Source organism: Saccharothrix hoggarensis (genome assembly GCF_052936025.1).
This window is the reverse complement of the sequence record NZ_CP193624.1, coordinates 7,265,639-7,284,026: the sequence shown is the minus strand read 5'-3', so window position 1 is coordinate 7,284,026 and position 18,388 is coordinate 7,265,639. Positions and strand designations below refer to the sequence as shown.

At 70.8% G+C, this 18,388-nt stretch carries 15 protein-coding genes, 1 tRNA gene and 1 pseudogene; 9 read left to right on the top strand and 8 right to left on the bottom strand.

Going from position 1 to position 18,388, the window contains the following annotated elements:
• Positions 1-85: 85 nt before the first annotated feature.
• The 3 genes from ACRAKH_RS33220 to dusB form a co-directional block, all read right to left on the bottom strand.
• Positions 86-964, bottom strand: coding sequence for a GGDEF domain-containing protein (locus tag ACRAKH_RS33220; protein ID WP_380726070.1), 879 nt, complete (start codon positions 962-964; stop codon positions 86-88).
• A 194-nt stretch (positions 965-1,158) separates the two neighbouring features.
• Positions 1,159-1,617, bottom strand: a complete 459-nt coding sequence (locus tag ACRAKH_RS33215; RefSeq protein WP_380726072.1) for a hypothetical protein — start codon at positions 1,615-1,617, stop codon at positions 1,159-1,161.
• The gene (gene dusB / locus ACRAKH_RS33210; RefSeq protein WP_380726074.1) at positions 1,610-2,758 is read right to left on the bottom strand and encodes a tRNA dihydrouridine synthase DusB; all 1,149 of its coding nucleotides are present in this window, start codon (positions 2,756-2,758) and stop codon (positions 1,610-1,612) included. The genes ACRAKH_RS33215 and dusB overlap by 8 nt, the downstream gene beginning before the upstream one ends.
• Before the next feature lie 136 nt (positions 2,759-2,894).
• On the opposite strand from dusB, the gene ACRAKH_RS33205 reads away from it, so the two are divergent.
• Together ACRAKH_RS33205 and ACRAKH_RS33200 are read left to right on the top strand one after the other, a co-directional pair.
• On the top strand, positions 2,895-3,188 hold the full coding sequence (locus ACRAKH_RS33205; protein ID WP_380726076.1) for a hypothetical protein: 294 nt from the start codon (positions 2,895-2,897) through the stop codon (positions 3,186-3,188).
• Positions 3,185-3,493 carry a hypothetical protein gene (locus ACRAKH_RS33200; RefSeq protein ID WP_380726078.1) on the top strand — a complete coding sequence of 103 codons (309 nt, stop codon included), beginning with the start codon at positions 3,185-3,187 and terminating at the stop codon, positions 3,491-3,493. The genes ACRAKH_RS33205 and ACRAKH_RS33200 overlap by 4 nt, the downstream gene beginning before the upstream one ends.
• Positions 3,494-3,656: 163 nt before the next feature.
• Here ACRAKH_RS33200 and ACRAKH_RS33195 read toward each other — a convergent pair whose 3' ends face one another.
• On the bottom strand, positions 3,657-4,130 hold the full coding sequence (locus ACRAKH_RS33195; protein WP_380726080.1) for a superoxide dismutase: 474 nt from the start codon (positions 4,128-4,130) through the stop codon (positions 3,657-3,659).
• A 900-nt stretch (positions 4,131-5,030) separates the two neighbouring features.
• Here ACRAKH_RS33195 and ACRAKH_RS33190 point away from each other — a divergent pair.
• Both ACRAKH_RS33190 and ACRAKH_RS33185 read left to right on the top strand, forming a co-directional pair.
• Positions 5,031-5,588, top strand: coding sequence for a hypothetical protein (locus ACRAKH_RS33190; RefSeq protein WP_380726082.1), 558 nt, complete (start codon positions 5,031-5,033; stop codon positions 5,586-5,588).
• 536 nt (positions 5,589-6,124) lie between these two features.
• A pseudogene (locus tag ACRAKH_RS33185) lies at positions 6,125-6,501 on the top strand (transposase family protein); the annotation flags it as partial.
• Between the two features lie 424 nt (positions 6,502-6,925).
• Here ACRAKH_RS33185 and ACRAKH_RS33180 read toward each other — a convergent pair.
• Positions 6,926-7,001 (bottom strand) — tRNA-Lys (locus ACRAKH_RS33180).
• A 135-nt stretch (positions 7,002-7,136) separates the two neighbouring features.
• Between ACRAKH_RS33180 and ACRAKH_RS33175 the strand changes: the two genes are divergently transcribed.
• Positions 7,137-8,003 carry an exodeoxyribonuclease III gene (locus tag ACRAKH_RS33175; protein ID WP_380726094.1) on the top strand — a complete coding sequence of 289 codons (867 nt, stop codon included), beginning with the start codon at positions 7,137-7,139 and terminating at the stop codon, positions 8,001-8,003.
• A gap of 10 nt (positions 8,004-8,013) precedes the next feature.
• Here ACRAKH_RS33175 and ACRAKH_RS33170 read toward each other — a convergent pair whose 3' ends face one another.
• Positions 8,014-9,042 carry an FAD-dependent monooxygenase gene (locus ACRAKH_RS33170; protein WP_380726084.1) on the bottom strand — a complete coding sequence of 343 codons (1,029 nt, stop codon included), beginning with the start codon at positions 9,040-9,042 and terminating at the stop codon, positions 8,014-8,016.
• 56 nt (positions 9,043-9,098) lie between these two features.
• Here ACRAKH_RS33170 and ACRAKH_RS33165 point away from each other — a divergent pair, with 56 nt between their 5' ends.
• The 4 genes from ACRAKH_RS33165 (at position 9,099) to ACRAKH_RS33150 (ending at position 17,238) form a co-directional block, all read left to right on the top strand.
• Entirely contained in the window at positions 9,099-9,644 is a 546-nt protein-coding gene (locus tag ACRAKH_RS33165) for a TetR/AcrR family transcriptional regulator (RefSeq protein WP_380726086.1), read from the top strand.
• Between the two features lie 177 nt (positions 9,645-9,821).
• Positions 9,822-10,394 (top strand): hypothetical protein, encoded by a 573-nt coding sequence (locus ACRAKH_RS33160; RefSeq protein WP_380726088.1) that lies wholly within the window; start codon positions 9,822-9,824, stop codon positions 10,392-10,394.
• Positions 10,394-12,391 carry an SPFH domain-containing protein gene (locus ACRAKH_RS33155; RefSeq protein ID WP_380726090.1) on the top strand — a complete coding sequence of 666 codons (1,998 nt, stop codon included), beginning with the start codon at positions 10,394-10,396 and terminating at the stop codon, positions 12,389-12,391. Before ACRAKH_RS33160 ends, ACRAKH_RS33155 begins: the two co-directional genes overlap by 1 nt.
• Positions 12,388-17,238: a DNA repair ATPase gene (locus tag ACRAKH_RS33150; RefSeq protein WP_380726092.1), complete on the top strand. Its 4,851-nt coding sequence runs from the start codon at positions 12,388-12,390 to the stop codon at positions 17,236-17,238. Before ACRAKH_RS33155 ends, ACRAKH_RS33150 begins: the two co-directional genes overlap by 4 nt.
• 135 nt (positions 17,239-17,373) lie before the next feature.
• Here the strand turns inward: ACRAKH_RS33150 and ACRAKH_RS33145 are convergent, their stop codons facing one another.
• Together ACRAKH_RS33145 and ACRAKH_RS33140 are read right to left on the bottom strand one after the other, a co-directional pair.
• A complete protein-coding gene (locus ACRAKH_RS33145; protein ID WP_380730033.1) occupies positions 17,374-17,901 on the bottom strand; it encodes an excalibur calcium-binding domain-containing protein in 528 nt (175 codons plus the stop codon).
• 76 nt (positions 17,902-17,977) lie between these two features.
• Complete coding sequence (locus tag ACRAKH_RS33140) at positions 17,978-18,388, bottom strand: PPOX class F420-dependent oxidoreductase (RefSeq protein ID WP_380730031.1); 411 nt, start codon at positions 18,386-18,388, stop codon at positions 17,978-17,980.

Genomic DNA, 18,388 nt, shown 5'->3' with positions numbered 1-18,388 from the left:
ACGACCACTCCCGGTGATACAGGGGTCGCCAGTACTCGGTTGCGCGCAGCAGCCTACGTCCGAAAGGGTGAGCAGCCCTTAGGTGTCAGTAACCAGCTACCCGCGACTCGGCGATTCCACGTCGCCCGGAAGCGGGACCGGCGAGCCGCACCCGACCGCCCTCCCGATAGGCGACGGCGTTCCGTCCTGACTGCTTGGCCGTGTACAGGAGGCTGTCGGCGCGCAGGAGTTGCTGCTCCGGTCCGACCGGCGGACGGGCCGGCGACTCGGCGGCCGGCGGCTCATAGGCCAATCCAATGCTGACGGTCACTCGCAAACCCGGCGCGAGGGAAGCCCAGGCGTGACGCTCGACACGCAACCGGGCCGACTCGGCGATCTCCACGGCGGGCCCCGCGTCGAGGCCGGGGAGCACGAGGACGAACTCCTCGCCGCCGTACCGGGCGCAGAACGCGCCCTCCGGCAGCTCCTCCTGCAGCAGCTCGACCACGCGTTGCAGCACGCGATCGCCGAGCAGGTGCCCGAACGTGTCGTTGACCTGCTTGAACCAGTCCAGGTCGATCAGCGCGATGGCCAGCCCCGGCGCCGTGCCGCCCCGCTCGGCGACCATGCCGACCAGCCGTTGGTCGAGGTACCGGCGGTTGTAGCTGTGGGTCAGGCTGTCCCGGAGGCTCTGCTCGCGGGCCTCGGCGTGCTCGCGGCGCAGCCGGTCGACCTCGCGCCGCAGCTGCTCGGGCACCTGCGGCGGGTCGTCCTGGTCGGCGTACACCAGGTCGAACGCGGACCGCAGGTGCTGGTACGCCTGCCGCCACTGGCCGCGGGAGGCGAGCAGCGTCGCGATCGACTCGTGCAGCTGCACCAGGCCGGCGCCCTCGTGCTCGGACGTGGGCATCACCCCTCCGGGTTGGCCGTCGCCGGGCCGGCCGTCGCGGTCGAACTCGGCGACCTCGGGTCGCAGTGCGGTCATCGCGCTCACCTCCCTCCTTGCCAAGGTGTCGTCTGATACGAGGCGACGCTTGAGCCGGCAGGACGCGTCACAGAGGGATTTCCCTCTACTGGTTGACCGTGCACTGCTCCGAACTAGTGACGTTTAGTGATCAACATGCCTCAGCGTGTGCTGAGCGTGGTCGACCGCGCTCCACCACGCCTGACGGAGGAGGGTCAGTTGACACAGGGGGCGAAGCCGTACGCCTTGCCGTTGAGGAGCACGACGTGCTGCGAGCCGATTTGCTGGCCGACCGCCGTGCCCTCCTGCACCACCGTCAACGTCACCGCGACGACCAGCACGACGCCACGCGGGTGCTCGTCCTCGCCGGGCGGCGTCCACGTCGGGTCGAGGCGCAGCGTGGACATCGTCGGGTGCACCTCGATGGTGCCGCTGGGCAGCTCGCAGTCCCCGTCGCGGAAGTCCGGGTGCTGGGTGTCGGTGAGCAGTTCGCGCTGCTCGGACGTGCCCTGCCCGCCCGCCTCGTTGAGGTCGGCGAAGTAGCCCGACACCAGCTCCCGCTCCACGTCGGTGACCTGCAGCGGACGTGCCACGCCGGTCACCGCGCCGCCGCACGCGGCCAGGAGGAAGGCGCACGCCGCCGCGGTCAGGCCGCGCACGACCACGTCAGCCACCCGAGTGCAGCTCGTCGGCGCCGACGGGCACCGTCGCGTCCTCGGGGTCGTCCAGCCAGCCTTCGGGCAGCACGACCTTGCCGGGCGAGCCCTGGCGGCCGCGCGGCTCGTCGGCGTTGTCGGGGAACTCCAGCGTCGGGTCGAGCCTGCCGACGAGGTCGTCCAGCTCGGCGAGCGTCGACACCATGGCGAGGCTGCGCCGCAGCTCCGCGCCGACCGGGAAGCCCTTCAGGTACCAGGCCATGTGCTTGCGCAGGTCGCGCAGGCCCTTGTCCTCGCCGAGGAAGTCCGCGAGCAGCGCGCCGTGGCGGCGCAGGATGGACGCCACCTGGCCCAGGCGCGGGCCCTCCGGGATCGGCTCGCCGCGGAACGCCGCCTGCAGCTCGCCGAACAGCCACGGCCGGCCCAGGCAGCCGCGCCCGACGACGACGCCGTCGCAGCCGGTCTTCGCGACCATGTCGAGCGCGTCGCGGGCGCTGAAGATGTCACCGTTGCCGAGCACCGGGACGCTGGTCACGGCCTCTTTCAGGCGGGCGATGGCGGACCAGTCGGCCTGGCCGGAGTAGCGCTGGGCGGCCGTGCGCGCGTGCAGCGCAACCGCTTGCGCCCCCTCGTCCTCGGCAATGCGCCCGGCGTCGAGGTAGGTGAGGTGGTCGTCGTCGATGCCGATGCGGAACTTGACCGTCACCGGCACCCCGGCGGGCTCGGCGGCACGCACCGCGGCCCGCACGATCTGCCGGAACAGCTGCCGCTTGTACGGCAGCGCGGCCCCGCCGCCCTTGCGGGTCACCTTGGGCACGGGGCAGCCGAAGTTCATGTCGATGTGGTCGGCGCGGTCCTCGCCGACGATGATCCTCGTCGCCTCGGCCATGGACTTCGGGTCCACGCCGTAGAGCTGCATCGACCTCGGCCGCTCGTCCTCGCCGAAGGTGATCATCTGCATGGTCTTCGAGTCGCGCTCGACGATCGCCCGGGCGGTGATCATCTCGCAGACGTAGAGCGACGTGGGGCTGCCGAACTCGCGGCAGAGCTGTCGGAAGGCGACGTTCGTGATGCCCGCCATGGGTGCGAGCACGACGGCGGGATCGACCAGGTGGCGGCCGATCTTCAGGGGCTTGGTGGCGTGCAGCGCGGTGGACATCGCCCTCCATTGTCACCCAGCCGCGGTAGTGGCGGTCGCCACGTCGCCGTACCGCTGTGCGGGGCAAGTGGGTATTGCCCACATGTCCCACGCCGCGTACTCTCACGGGAGACCAGGCACGATGCAAGGAGGGCGCATGTCGGTACTCGACGACTTTCGGCCCGTTGCCGAAGTGACCGCCGACGAACGTGCGCGAGTGGCTGTCGGCAAGGCCGGTGCGCACAAGAACGACCGCTACGCGGTGTCCGTCAACGCCGACGGTGCGATCTTGCTGACCCCGTTGGCGAGCATCCCGAGGCGCGAACTGATGGTCTGGGAGAACGACGACCTGCGGGCTTCGTTGTTCCGTGGTCTGGCGGACGCGGCCGAGGGCAACGTGCGGCGCCTGGACTGGATCACCGCCGACGACGAGGAATCCGAAGACGCGTGAGTGCTCCACCGTTCGTACTGCTGTACACCCGCGAGGCGGAGAAGGTCGTCGAAGGTCTTCGGTCGAAGCAGCAGTACGCGCCGAAGCTCAAGAAAGTGCGCAAGGCGCTTCGGCTGCTGGAACAGGCCGGGCCGCGTCACCCCGGTCTGCACTCGCACGACTACCAGTCGGTGCTGGGGCCGGGTGGTGTCACGTTGTGGGAGTCGTACGTGGAGAACAAGACGCCATCCGCGTGGCGCATCTGGTGGATCTACGGTCCGGATGACGGCCAGTTGACCATCGTCACGATCGGTCCGCATCCGTAGGGGCGCGGCGGTACTTCGACCCGTTGTCAACGTGTTGACAACGGGTCGAAGTACGTGTCGATGTGGTCGGCGCGGTCCTCTCCGAAGGTGATCATCCGCATGGTCTTCGAGTCGCGAATCCCTGCGGACGGCCCCGGTGCCGGGTGGTGGAGGGCGGGCGACGTCAGAACGGCACGGTGAGGCAGCCCAGGCGTGCGCCGGCCGTGCCCGCGTGCCCCGGCTCGGTGTGCGTGTGCTCCTCGTGCAGCACGATCGACGCCGGCCGCCGTTCGCCGAACTCCCAGTCGAGGCGGGCGTAGGCGAAGCCCTGCCCTCGCCCGTCGGTGGTGAAGTCGAGCCAGATCTCGTTGCGCGGGTTGGCGAACGCCGGGTCGGTCGCCCCGCCCTGGACGTGCTGGTAGTGCGGTCCGGCGTCAGCCGGCGCCGCGCCGCACGGGTTCACGTGGGCGTGCGCGCCGTAGTCGCGGTCGGGCAGCAGCCCGGTGGCGCGCATCAGCACCACCGTGCCGCCGTCGACGGAGGAGGAGACGACCGAGGCGCGGGCGCCGACCGGCACGCGCGGGTCGTAACTGATCAAGGTCCCGGTGACGGCGGGGGTGAAGGAGGCGGCGAGGGCGAGGGCCACGGCGAGGTGCATGACACCTGCCTATCGGGCCGGCCGCCCCCGTTCCAGCCCCGTCACCCGTTCCAGTGGCGGACCACCCCGCCACCACCCACGTCCCCTGGCCCGAACGCTTGAAGATCGCAGGCCGCGGGCGACGTGCCCGCCGGTCTTGCGACCCACGGGTTCACGCCGACGCGGAGTCCGAATAGGAATGAACCGACCCGCCGGGTTATCGAGTGGCCACCCGATTTGTGCGGCAAAACGTGGCGGCGGCTCTGGGAGGCGACACCTCCAGGCGGTTGACCTGGGGGTTTGTGGGCCGCAAGGGACTCGAACCCTGAACCCGAAAGCTGTGGATCTTCCCTGCTGTTTGTCTGCCGATGCCTTCAGATATCCATCGCTAACTGCAAGATTTCCAAATTTAAACCACCACTTTGGATCGAACGACGCGGTCCTCTGCCGTCATTAATCAGGAGTAATCGGGGGGCGATCTCGCTGTCGGAGCTGCCCATCGCGCCAACTAGCGCCCGCGATGCTCGGTCACTGACAGCTCGTGGCTGCTGTGAGGCCTTTGTAGGTGCTGGCGGCATCACCGCGTCAGACACTTGACCGCGAGGACATCGGGATAACTACCTTCGCCGGTCGGGCGGCCTCGGATGGGCAGGTTAATGATCGTTCACCTGCGGGTTATTCGCTTTCGCGCGTAGCGTGTGGCCCCAACTGCACTTGTCACCGGTTCGAGTGACGTCTGACCAAGAGTGTGGTGGGTCGAGCGGTGCTGTTCGAGACCTTTGATCTGCATCTAAGGGCGTTCGATCACAAAAGTCTAGGTCATCTAGGTCCCTAACCGGCTCACCGCCCGGTCGCGAGCAGGATGGTTCGGCTGCAACCTGTGACACGGAAGACTAGCTACGTCTGTCGGAGGTGTTGAAGGTGGACCCAGAACTGGCACGCGTACTTGTGTCCGGCGGCGCTGGCGTTATAGGTGCACTGGTGGGCGGCGGCGCAGCAGTCTTTGCACAATGGCTGGTGTCGAAGCGACAACATAAGCTGGCGCGTGACCAGTGGCTCCGCGATCGATCCGACTGGCTACGCGAGCGGCGTGCTGACACCTATGTAGGAGTACTGGGTCAATTTCGCACTATCGACCATTACCACACTAAACTAATCAAGCTTTGGGACAGCGGGCAGGATTTGCAGGCTGAAGCAAGACCTGCACTGGATAGTACGGTAACCGATAAGGTTAACGCGTATGCTCCGAAGGGCGTACGCGATGCACTCTTCGCTGCAACTGACGATGATCGCGCTTTTACTGCATTGCTGACCGCAGGGCACACAAAGGATGGTGAACCTTCGGGATCTCCTCACGTCGCCGATACTCCGGCCGGTAAAGCTTATCTAAAATTTCGGGCGAGCCACGGACGTCTTGCCGACCTCATTCGTCGCGCCATCGCGGGTGAAGACGCTACCGCAGGCAGTATCACCCCTTGAACCACTCCCGACTCTGACACGTGCAGGTGCAGCTGGTTCAAGGCGTCCACAGCAATGACCTTCACGCCGCCACCAACCCTCACGCTTGGAAGTGCCTCTGCGGACCGAGGTCGACCTTCGTCCAGTGAGGTGCTGGCCGGTGCCGCCGATAGTGGTCGTTGCGGTCAGGATTACGGTCAGCCGCACCGTGCGCGCCTACGCCCTATGTCGTAGGCCAGCCCGCGAGCTGGTCGATGCTGCTAAGGCGTGGAGCTGTCCGGGCGCGGCAGTCGAGCGCCTCGACCACCAAGCCGGTCTACCACTCGGCACTCGTCCCGATCTGCTACCTCGAGATTAGAACGGGTCTGCTGTCGTCACCTGTCGTGTTCTGCGGACGTCTGCCCTGACCTGCCTTGATGTCCTATCTTGCCCGAGCATCGCCAACTGTCCGCAGTGGTCATCTGCTGTAGTTTTCAGGGTAAGGCTTGGAGACGATCTGGAAGCATGAGTGCTCGTCAACGGCCACAACCTGGTAGCCAGCCTCGGTCGAGTGGCCTCTGCAGGCGGCCATCGACGCGGACACCCGCCTGGTGATCGCCACCGGCGATCCGAAACCGGGCAACCGCAACGACTGCACCGTCTACCTCGACTCCGGCATCGCCGACGTACTCGACGGTCGGCCCGTCATGGCCGACGGCGGCTACCAGGGCAACCCCGAAGTGATCATGCCCTACCGCAAACCCCGCGACGGCACCGTGTTGGCCGACTGGCAGGAAGACCTCAACACCGTCCACCGGTCGACCCGGGCCCGGGCCGAACACGCCTTGGCCCGCATAAGAACTGGACCATCCTGCGCGACTACCGGCGCGCCGCCCACACCCTGCGCGACACCGCCTCTGGCATCGCTCGCCTCCACAACCTCGCCCTCACCGGCTCGCTGACGCGACCTTGGGTGAGGTGGAGCCAGGTTGCCAGGGTGGCTTACGGCACCGTGGGACTCTGGGCCTGGCGGTAGGCGCGGAAGACCTGGCCGATGCTGCGGGACTCACCAGCGGTCCGCGAGGGCCGAGTAGTAACCAGGGGGCACGGTGGCCGGCGAAGACAAGTGGACTGATGACGACTGGCGGGACACGCGCACCGTGGCCGAGTTGCAGCTTGCCCGCATGGAAGAACTCAGCGGCGGTGCAACACGGGGCGCTTGACGCCAACCCGGACGTATACATGGGGTGGCGGTCGCCGGGGCGTGCCGGAGCGGATGCGCTCACCGCTGTGATCAGCACCGACGGCGAATAATTCGGGCGTAAGTGGGGGATTCGGGCTCCTGCCCAATTCCCCGCTACCGCTTTGACCAGCGCTTTTGGTGGGCCGCCAGGGACTCGAACCCTGAACCCGAAGATTAAAAGTCTCCTGCTCTGCCAATTGAGCTAGCAGCCCGTGACGACAGCTTACCGACGACTCGACCCACCGCCGGCACGGGTCGTCGGGTCGGCGGTGTGGGCGCTGTCACGTGCGAACGGGGCGGTGGGGTGGGGCGGTGGACGGGCGCGCGGGGCGGACGGGCGGGCTACCGTGGGGCGGGTGCGGGTGGCTACTTGGAACGTGAACTCGGTCAAGCAGCGCGTGCCCCGGTTCCTGCCGTGGCTGGACCAGCGGCAGCCCGACGTGGTGTGCCTCCAGGAGACCAAGCTCGCCGACGAGGCGTTCACCGCGCTCCTCGGCGACGAGCTCGCCGGCCGCGGCTACGAGGTGGCGGTGCACGGCGAGGCCCGGTGGAACGGGGTGGCCATCCTGTCCCGGGTCGGGCTGGACGACGTGGTCACCGGGCTGGCGGACGGGCCGGGGTTCCCGGAGCCCGAGGCGCGGGCGGTGGCGGCCACGTGCGGCGGGGTGCGGGTGCACTCGGTCTACGTGCCGAACGGGCGGGCGCCGGACTCCGACCACTACCACTACAAGCTGGCGTGGTTGGCGGCGTTGCGGGACGTGGTGGCGGCCGGGCCGGAGGGCGTGGTGGTGTGCGGCGACGTCAACATCGCGCCCGCCGACGCCGACGTGTTCGACCCCGCGGCCTACGTCGGCCACACGCACGTGACGGGGCCGGAGCGGGACGCGTTGGCGGCCCTCCAGGCGACCGGGTTGCGGGACGTCGTGCGCGACCGGTGGCCCACCGAACGCGTCTTCACCTACTGGGACTACCGCGCCGGCATGTTCCACCAGGACCTCGGCATGCGCATCGACCTGGTGCTGGCGTCCGACCCGGTGGCGGCGCGGGTGCGGGCCGCCTGGGTGGACCGGCACGCGCGCAAGGGCACCGGGCCGAGCGACCACGCGCCGGTGATCGTCGACCTGGACGAGGCGCCCGACGGTGACATCGGGCCGGTGGTCCCGCCGCCGTCCGCGCCGCGCACCCGGAAGTCCGTGAAGCTGCCCCAGTCGTAGCGGACGGACCTCAACCGGCCAGTTCGTCGCGTTCCAGGTCGGCGCTCCACGACGGCGACCGGGGTCGCAGGGCGAGGGCCACGCGCAGGACGGCGTCGCGGACGGCGGTGCCCCGGCGCACCCGCGCCAGCCGGTTGAGCTGGAGTGACCGCCTGGCCAGGAGTCGCGTCGCCCGGCGGCGCTGGGCGTCGTACGCGCGCAGGCCCGCGTCGACGTCGCCCGCCAAGCACTCGGCGAGCACCACGCCGTCGATGATCGCCTGGCACGCGCCCTGTCCGAGGTCGGGCGTCATGGCGTGGGCGGCGTCGCCCAGCAGCGCGACCCGGCCCTGCACGTAGCTCGGCAGCGGCGCGAGGTGGAGCAGGTCGTGCCGCAGCACGTCGCCCGCCGCGGCGAGCACGCGCGGGATGGGGTCGTGCCAGTCGGCGAACACGTCGAGGTCGTCGTCGGGACCGGTCATGGCGTACCAGTTGGTGCGGCCGTCGGCCTGGGGCGTGAGGCCGAACTTCACGCCCCTGCCCCACGTCTCACCGCCGGCGGCGACGGGGACGTCCACGGTGCCGCGCCACCCGACCGCGCCGGAACGGCGCACCTCCGCGTCGAACAGCGCCCCGCGGACCCCGCTGTGGATGCCGTCGGCGCCCACGACGACGTCGCAGCCGTCCGCGCACCCGGCCAGGTCGGCGGTCGCGCCGAACCGGATCACGCCGTCCGGCAACGCCCCGGCGAGCACGCCGAGCAACGCGGGCCGGGTGAGCAGGTGCACCGAGCCGGCGTCGAGGGCGCCGATCACGGTGCCGTCCGGCTTGCGCAGCGTGCCGTCGGGCTGTCGCCGGCCGACCCGACGTGCGGCGTCGCCCAGCCCGAGGCGGTCGAGGGCGCGGAGTGCGTCCGGCCAGATCCCGAGCCCCGTGCCGACGTCCGGCAAGGCCGCCGAACGCTCGTGGACGACCACGTCCCAGCCCCGCCGCCGCAAGCCGACGGCCGCCGCCAGGCCGCCGACCCCTCCGCCGATCACCACCGCGCGTCGTCTGCCCATGCCGGCCACCGTACTACAGCTGTAGTGAGACTTACTACGGGTGTAGTGTGACGGCGATGACCAGGCAACGGCAGGTGCTCGACGCCGCGATCCACGTGCTCGGCACCGGCGGCCCGCGCCAGCTGACGCACCGCGCCGTCGACGCCGCGGCCGGGCTGCCGCAGGGCTCGACGTCCAACCACTTCCGCACCCGCGACGCCCTGGTCACCGCCGTCCTCGGCCGCCTGCTCGAACGCGAGACCGTCCTCTGGGGACGGTTGGCGGGCGACGTCGGCACGCCTGACGCCTTCGCCGCGGCGGTCGGCGAGCTGGTCCGGCGCCTGGCCGAGGACCGCGTCATGACCCTCGCCCGGCACGCGCTGTTCGTGGAGGCGGCGCAGCGGCCGGAACTGCGCGGTGACGTCGACCGGGCGCAGCGCGAGATCGCCGGCTGGGCGCTGCCGCTGGTCGCGCACCTCGGCGCGCCCGACCCGCCCGCCGCCCTCGCCCTGCTGCTCGCCGTGATCGACGGCCTGCTGGCGAACCACCTCGCCAACCCCGACGCGCACTTCGACCCCACCGCCGCCGTTCGCACGGTCCTGCGCGGCATCCTGGCGGACTGACGCCGAGGACTCGCGACGCCTCGACCCCGCGACCCCGCGACCCCAATATCCAGCGACGCGGTCCCGAGCCGCGGCCGCACGTCCGGGCGGGCACTGATCGAGGTGGTTCGACCGCGCTGCGTGATTCCGCCCAAGTGGCGCCCCGCACCGGGATAAGGTCCCGCGAAAGGGGGGCACATGGGGGAGTTCTTCGCCGCGGCGCTGGGATTCCCGGTTGTCGTGCTGAGCATCCTGCTGGTGGTCGTCGTCGCCTACTGGCTGCTCGTCGCGTTCGGCGCGGCGGACGCGGACTGGGTCGAGCTCGACATCGGCGGGGTGCCCGCGACGGTCGGACTTTCCCTCCTGGTCGTCCTCTCCTGGTTCGCGTGCCTGGTGGGCGCCGTGCTGCTCACGCCGTCGACGCTCCTGGGCGCGGGTGTGCTGGCAGGTTCGCTGGTGGTGGGCCTGGTGCTGACCCGGCTGGTGATGGCGCCGCTGAAGCGGCTGTTCCCGAGCGACCCGCCCGCGTCACGCCTCGACTTCGTCGGCCGCCCGTGCGTCATCCGCACCGGCCGGGTGACGCAGACCTTCGGCCAGGCCGAGGTCACCGCCGCGGACGGGTCGTCGGCCCTCGTCCAGGTGCGGCAGGCCGGGCAGGACCCGCTCCGCGCGGGCAGCGAAGCCCTGATCTTCGACTACGACGCCGACGGCGAGTTCTTCTGGGTCGCGCCCATCTGGGCCGGACCCACCCACACACTGGGGGACCACTGATGGATGTGATCACCACCGGGTTCGGCATTCTCGTCGCCGTCGTCCTGGTCGTCGTCATCGGCCTGCTGATCCTGATCAGCCGCCTGTTCCGGAAGATCGACCAGGGCAAGGCCCTGATCATCTCCAAGGTGCGCAAGGTGGACGTGACGTTCACCGGCGCCGTCGTCCTTCCCGTGCTGCACCGCGCGGAGATCATGGACATCTCGGTGAAGACCATCGAGATCCGCCGCGCCGGGCAAGAGGGCCTGATCTGCCAGGACAACATCCGGGCCGACATCCGCATCACGTTCTTCGTGCGCGTCAACAAGACCGTCGAGGACGTCATCAAGGTCGCCCAGGCCATCGGCACCGCCCGCGCGAGCGACGAGCAGACGCTGCAGGAGCTGTTCAACGCCAAGTTCTCCGAGGCGTTGAAGACGGTCGGCAAGCAGCTCGACTTCATCGACCTCTACACCAAGCGCGACGAGTTCCGCGACCGGATCATCCAGGTCATCGGCACCGACCTCAACGGCTACAGCCTGGAGGACGCGGCGATCGACTACCTGGAGCAGACGCCGATGGCGCAGCTCAACCCGTCGAACATCCTGGACGCCCAGGGCATCCGCAAGATCACCGAGCTGACCGCGATCGAGCACGTCCGCACGAACGAGTTCACGCGGCACGAGGAGAAGGAGATCACGCGCCAGAACGTCGAGGCGCGCGAGGCGATCCTGGAGCTGGAGCGCCGCCAGGCCGACGCGGAGATCAAGCAGAAGCGCGAGGTCGAGACGATGCGCGCCCGCGAGGAGGCGGAGATCGCCAAGGTGCAGGCGGAGGAGCGGCTGAAGGCCAACACCGCCCACATCCGCACCGAGGAGCAGCTGGGCATCCAGACCGAGAACAAGGCGCGCGAGATCGCCGTCGCGGAGAAGAACCGCGAGCGGGTCATCGCGATCGAGACCGAGCGCATCGAGAAGGACCGGCTGCTGGAGGTCATCGGCCGGGAACGGGAGACCGAGCTGTCCCGCATCTCCGCGGACAAGGAGGTCGAGGGCGAGAAGCGGGCCATCGCCGAGGTGGTGCGCGAGCGGATCGCGGTCGAGAAGACCGTGGCCGAGCAGGAGGAGATCATCAAGCGGCTGCGCGCGGTCGAGGAGGCCGAGCGCGAGCGCCAGACGTTGGTCATCCACGCCGAGGCGCAGGCCCAGCAAGGCCTGGTGAAGGACATCAAGGCCGCCGAGGCCGCCGAGCAGGCCGCGAAGTTCAAGGCCCGCGAGGAACTGCTCCTCGCCGAGGCCCGGCAGCAGGCCGCCGAGCTGGACACCCGCGCCATGATCCGCCTCGCCGAGGGCAAGCAGGCGGACGCGGCGGCGAGCGGCCTGGCCGACGTGCAGGTGCGCGAGCGTGACGCGGAGGCGATCGAGAAGGTCGGCCGCGCGGAGGCCGTGGTGGACCGCGAGAAGGCGCTGGTGGAGGCCCTGGCGATCCGCGAGAAGCTGAAGGGCGAGGCCGAGGGCCTGGCGGACAAGGCGGGCGCGATGGCGGCGCTGGACGGCGCCACCCGCGAGCACGAGGAGTACCGGCTCCGGCTGGAGGCCGAGAAGGAGATCCGGCTCGCCGGGATCGACGTGCAGCGGCAGGTGGCCGAGTCGCAGGCGAAGGTGCTCGCCGCGGGCCTGGAGAAGGCCGACATCGACATCGTCGGCGGCGACAGCATGTTCTTCGACCGGATCGTCGGCGCCATCACGGTCGGCAAGCAGGTGGACGGGTTCGTCGGCCACTCGGACGTGGCGCAGGCGCTGGCCGGGCCGTGGCTGGACGGGTCGGCGAGCTTCACCGACGACGTCGGCCGGCTCCTCGGCTCGCTGAGCACCGGTGACGTGAAGAACCTGACCGTGTCCGCGCTGCTGCTCAAGCTGATCAACTCCGGCGGGCCGGACGAGGCCAAGCTGCGCGAACTGCTGGCCGCCGCGCAACGCCTGGGCGTGGCCGAGCGGCCGGTCGCCTCGCTGTCGTGACCACTGTCGCGGAGACGGGGCTCGACGCGGGCACCTACGAGGTGCTGCGGGTCCGGCTGGCCGAGCAGGCCGCCGGGCTCGCCCGCCGGGCGGAGGCGCTCAACGCGCGCCGGTTGGAGGTGTTCGGCAGCGCCGAGCTGACGCTGCTGGGCACCGAGCGCATCCGCACCGAGCACAACTGCGTGCCGCGCGACTGCGTTCCCCTCTCCGTCGCCGAGGGGCGGGGGTCGCAGGTGGCCGGGCTGATGCTGTTCGGCTACAACGTCTTCATCGGCCTGAAGCCGGAGACGACGGTCGACGACGTGTTCTCGCTGCACCGCTTCACCCGCGACGGCGACGCGTTCCGGTTCGAGGACGCCGGGGACGACGAGCTGCCCGGCCTGCTGCGCGACCCGCGGTTCGAGCGCGACTTCGCCGAGCTGTACCGGTACTACCGGGACACCCGGCTGATCCAGCTGCGCCGGGTCGAGGGCAGGCTGCTGGCCGTGTTCCAGACGGGCGCGCGGATCGAGGACATCCGGGTGCTGCGCTGGCAGGTCGGCGTGGACGGCACCGTGGAGTACCTCGACAACCGGGGCGAACGGGACCACGTGTTCCCGCCGTCGCACGACTTCGAGTGGGTCGCGACCGGGCGCGAGCACCACGTGCTCGGCCGCCACCCGCACATCTCCATCGAGGACGAGGTCTTCGTCGAGACCATCAACGGCGACCTCACGATCAAGGTGGAGAACAACACCGAGACCGGCGAGGGCGTCTACCGCGAGCCGGTGGACGAGCCGCTGCAGTCGCTCGCCGACGGCGAGGTGCACTACGCGCGGGTGGGGTCGCTGATCCTGCTCCGCGTGCGCCCGTACAACGAGACCGCGTGGCGCCACCTGGTGTTCAACACCCGCACCCGGTCCGTGGTGCGGCTGGACGGCATCGGCCAGGCGTGCCAACGGCTGCCCGAGGACCAGGGCCTGATCTTCCCCGGCGGCTACTACCTGGCCACGGGCGTGAACAAGACGTTCGACACGGTGGTGGACGAGCTCGAGTTCGAGCGGGTCATCCGCTCGACCAACGGCGAGGACGTGCTGTACGTCTTCCACGCCCGCCGCGACGGCCGGTCGCTGCTGCTGCCGTACAACGTGATCCGCAAGGAAGTGGCGAACCCCCTGTCGTGCCACGGGTACTCGCTGTTCGACGACGGCACGCTGGTCGTGTTCCGCGCATCCAGTGACGAGCCGACCCGCGTGCACCCGATGCAGGTGTGGCAGACGCCGTACCTGTCGGACGCGTACGCGGCCGCGCAGCCCGTCGGCACGGGCCCGCTGGAGCGGGTCGGCAACGCGGACCTGGTGCGCGGCATCTCCGACTGCCTGTCGGTGAGCCGCATGGTGGGCGAGATGGCGCCGTCCGTGCCCGTGTTCGAGGACCTGATCGCCTCCTGCACCAGGGTGTTCGACGCCTACCACTGGCTGGGCGAGGCGGAGCTGGAGGACCTGCGCACCCCGTTGACGCAGGTGCGGGCCACCGCCGAGCAGGTGCTGGACGAGTTCGAGACCGTGCAGGCGTTGACCGACCAGGCCGCGACGGCGTTGGCCGACGCGGACGGGGAGGTCGCGTCCCTGGTCCGGCGGGTGCGCGGCGACGTGCCGACGACGGCCGACGCGTGGGTGCGGCAGCTGGCCGACCTGCGGCGGGCGCAGGGCCACCTGGTGACGTTGAAGGAGCTGCGGTACGTCGACGTCGCCCGCATCGACGAGCTGGTCGCGGGCCTCGGTGACGAGCTGGGCGCCACGGCGCGGCGGGCGGTCGAGCACCTGCGCCGCGACGACGCGTTCACCGGCTACCACGAGCAGGTGGCGGGGCTGGTCGCCGAGGCGGAGGCCATCGGCACGGTCGCCGAGGCCGCGCCGGTGGTGGAGGAGCTGGGCGAGCAGCAGCGCGGGCTCGAAGTGCTGACCGAGGTCGTCGGCTCGCTGGACATCGCCGACGCCACCGTGCGCACCTCGATCCTGGAGCGCATCGGCGAGGTGCTGGGCGGCCTGAACCGGGCACGGGCCACTGTGGACGGTCGCAGGCGCGCCCTGCTGGCCACCGAGGGCCGGGCCGAGTTCGCCGCCGAGTTCGCGTTGCTGGGCCAGGCCGTCACGGGCGCGCTGGCCGCCGCCGACACCCCGCGGCGCTGCGACGAGCAGCTGGGCCGGCTGCTGCTGCAGCTGGAGAACCTGGAGGCCCGGTTCGGGGAGTTCGACGACTTCCTGACCCGCCTCGGCGACAAGCGCACCGACGTCTACGAGGCGTTCTCGTCGCGCAAGCAGGCGCTGCTGGACGACAGCGCCCGCCGCGCCGACCGGCTGGCCACCTCTGCCGACCGCATCCTGGCGAGCGTGACCGGGCGGGTCGCGTCGCTGGCGTCGTTGGACGAGGTGAACACCTACTTCGCGTCCGACCCGATGGTGGCGCGGGTCAGGTCGGTCGCGGACGAGCTGCGCGCGCTGGGCGACCAGGTGCGCGCGGAGGAGCTGGACGGCCGCGTGCTGGCCGCGCGGCAGGAGGCGGGACGCGCGCTGCGCGACCGGCTGGACCTGTTCGACGGCGAGACGATCCGGCTGGGCCGGCACCGGTTCGCGGTGAACACCCAGCCGGTCGACCTGACCCTGGTGCCGAAGGACGGCGACCTGGCGTTCGCCATCACCGGCACGGACTTTCGCGCGCCGGTGCGCGACCCGGAGTTCGCGGACACCCGGCCGTTCTGGGAGCAGCCGCTGGTCTCGGAGACGGCGGAGGTGTACCGGGCCGAGCACCTGGCCGCGTCGATCCTGGCCACGCACCCGCTCGACGCGCTGCACGCCGCCGTCACCGAGGACCGGTTGCCGGACCTGGTGCGCCAGGTCGCCGAGTCGCGGCTGGACGAGGGGTACGAGCGGGGCGTGCACGACCACGACGCGGCACGCGTCCTCGACGTGCTGCTGCGCCTGCACGCGGGCGCGGGCGTGCTGCGGTACCCGCCGGCCGCCCGTGCCGCGGCCCAGCTGTACTGGGCGTCGGCCGACGAGCGGGAGCGGGAGCTGTTCGAGCGGCGCGCGACGTCGCTGGGACGGGCGCGCACGGTGTTCGGCCACACCGCGGCGATCGACGAGCTGTGCGCGGAGCTGTCCGAGCGGGCCGGCGACCCGTTGGCGGGCGAGTACCTGTTCGAGGAGTTGTGCAGCGCGCCGTCCGGGTTCGCGACGAGCGCCGGGGCGCGGGCTCTGGTGGACGAGTTCCACCGGGCGTTGGGCGGGCGCAAGGAGTTCGACGAGGACTTGCGGGCCTTCGACGACCTCGCGGTGCGGCGGCGGCTCGTGGAGGGCTGGTACGAGGCGTTCCTGGCGGGCCGCGCCGAACCGGACCTGCCCGAGGCGGTGGCCCTCGAACTGTGCCGCGACCTGCCCCGGCACGACTCGTCGGCGCAGTTGTTGGCCACTGTGGACGGTCTGCTCGGCACGCACCCCCGGATCACCGACCGGAAGCTGGAGCTCCGGCTGGACGAGCTGCTCACCCGCACCCGCGCGTTCCGGGAGCTGCGCGTGCCCGCCTACCGGGCGTACCAGCGCCGGCGCAACGAGGTCGTGGCCCGGGAGCGAACCCGGCTGCGGCTGGACGAGTTCCGGCCCAAGGTGATGAGCGCGTTCGTCCGCAACCGGCTGCTGGACGAGGTGTACCTGCCGCTGATCGGCGACAACCTGGCCAAGCAGCTCGGCGCGGCGGGCGACGACAAGCGCACCGACCAGATGGGCCTGCTGCTGCTCATCTCACCGCCCGGCTACGGCAAGACCACGTTGATGGAGTACGTCGCCCACCGCCTCGGCCTGGTGTTCGTCAAGGTCAACGGCCCGTCGCTGGGCCACGACGTGACGTCGGTCGACCCGGCGGACGCGCCGAACGCCACCGCCCGCCAGGAGGTCGAGAAGATCTCGTTCGCGCTGGAGGCGGGCAACAACGTCCTGCTGTACCTGGACGACATCCAGCACACGTCGCCGGAGCTGCTGCAGAAGTTCATCTCCCTGTGCGACGCGCAGCGGCGGATGGAGGGCGTGTGGGACGGCCGCACCCGCACGTACGACCTGCGGGGCAAGCGGTTCGCGGTGTGCATGGCCGGCAACCCGTACACCGAGTCGGGGCAGCGGTTCCGCATCCCCGACATGCTCGCCAACCGCGCCGACGTGTGGAACCTCGGTGACGTCCTGTCCGGGCGCGAGGACCTGTTCGCGCTGAGCTACGTCGAGAACGCGCTCACCTCGAACCCGGTGCTCGCGCCGCTGTCCACGCGGGACCGCGGTGACGTCGAGCTGCTCGTGCGCATGGCGCGCGGCGAGGAGGTGCGGGCGGACCGGCTCGCGCACCCGTACACGTCGGTGGAGCTGGAGCAGGTGCTGTCCGTGCTGCGGAAGCTGTTGCGGGTGCAGGAGGTCGTGCTGGCGAACAACCAGGCGTACATCGCCTCGGCCGCCCAGTCCGACGCCTCGCGCGTCGAGCCGCCGTTCCGGTTGCAGGGCTCCTACCGGAACATGAACAAGCTGGCGGAGAAGGTCGTGCCGGTGATGAACGACGCCGAGCTGGCCGCCGTGATCGACGACCACTACGTCGGCGAGGCGCAGACGTTGACGTCGGGCGCGGAGGCGAACCTGCTGAAGCTGGCCGAACTGCGGGGCACGCTCACGCCGGAGCAGGCGGCGCGCTGGGCCGAGGTGAAGGCCGGGTACGTCCGGGCGCAGGCGTTGGGCGGCTCGGACGACGACCCGATGAGCCGGGCCGTCGGCGCGGTGGGCCTCCTGGCGGACCGCGTGGGAGGCGCGCTGGACCGCCTGGCCGAACGCTGACCCGCGTCGCCCGGCCGACGCGGATCGGGCGGCGCGGATCGGGCGCGGCGGATCGGGCGCGGCCGACGTGGCGTCCGTCGCCGCCCCGGCCGGGCGCCGCCCACCGGTCCGGTCGGCGGCGCCCGGTCAGTCCGCTCAGTCCGCGCGTTCGCAGGCGATGCCGTCGCGGTCGCGGTCGAGGTAGTGGCGGTCCCGGCCCACCACCTCGATCCGGCTGACGCCCTGCTCGTGCATCCACTCGCACTTGAGCCACACACCCGTCGGGAAGTGCCGGGGCACGCACACGCCGTCGGTCACGTACGACGGGTCGCAGTTCTCGTCCGCAACCGTGCTGGACGGCGTCGTGCTCTCCACGGTGCTCGACGTCTCCGGTGGCGGCGGTGGTGGTGGTGGTGGCGGCTCGGTCACCGTGGTGCTCGTGGCGACCGGCGGCGGGGCGGGACGTGGCGCGGGCGGCGCGATGTGCACCGCGGTCGCGGACCGCGCCACCTCGATCTTGGTGGTGTAGGAGACGCTCAGCACCCCCGGTCGCACCGGTCCCGCGTCCACCCGCCGCGCGTCGACCGGGCGCGGTCCGTCGACCGACAGGGCCAGCGCCACGACCGCGCCGGCCGCGGACAACAGCACCACGCCGGCGAAGGCGACGCTCCTGCCACTGCTCATCCCGCACCCGATCCGACGCTCCACGGTGTCACGTGGAATCGTTTCCGCTGCTGGAGGCGTTACGCCCCGGAGGTCGTCAGCCGCTCACGTCCGGTCCGGCGCGGTGCGGCTCGATCCGGATCACGACGCGCTGCTCGGCCACCATCGCGGCCCGGTACTCGTCCCAGTCGGGGTGCTCCCCGGAGATCCGCCGGTACAGGTCGATCAACGGGTCCATCGCCTCCGGCAGCGACACGACGGTCGCGGTGCCCTCGATCTGCAACCACTCCCCGAAGAACCGCTCGGTGAAGAAGCACAGCGCGGCCCGCGGGTCCTTGCGCAGCTGGCGCACCTTGTAAGCCGTCTCGCGGGTGCTGATCACCACGCGGCCCTCGTCGTCGACGGTCGCCAGCACCGGTGACATCTGCGGCGAGCCGTCCGAGCGGTTGGCCGACAGCACGGCGCGCGGGTTGCGGCGGATGAAGTCCCTTGCGCGATCCAGATCCAT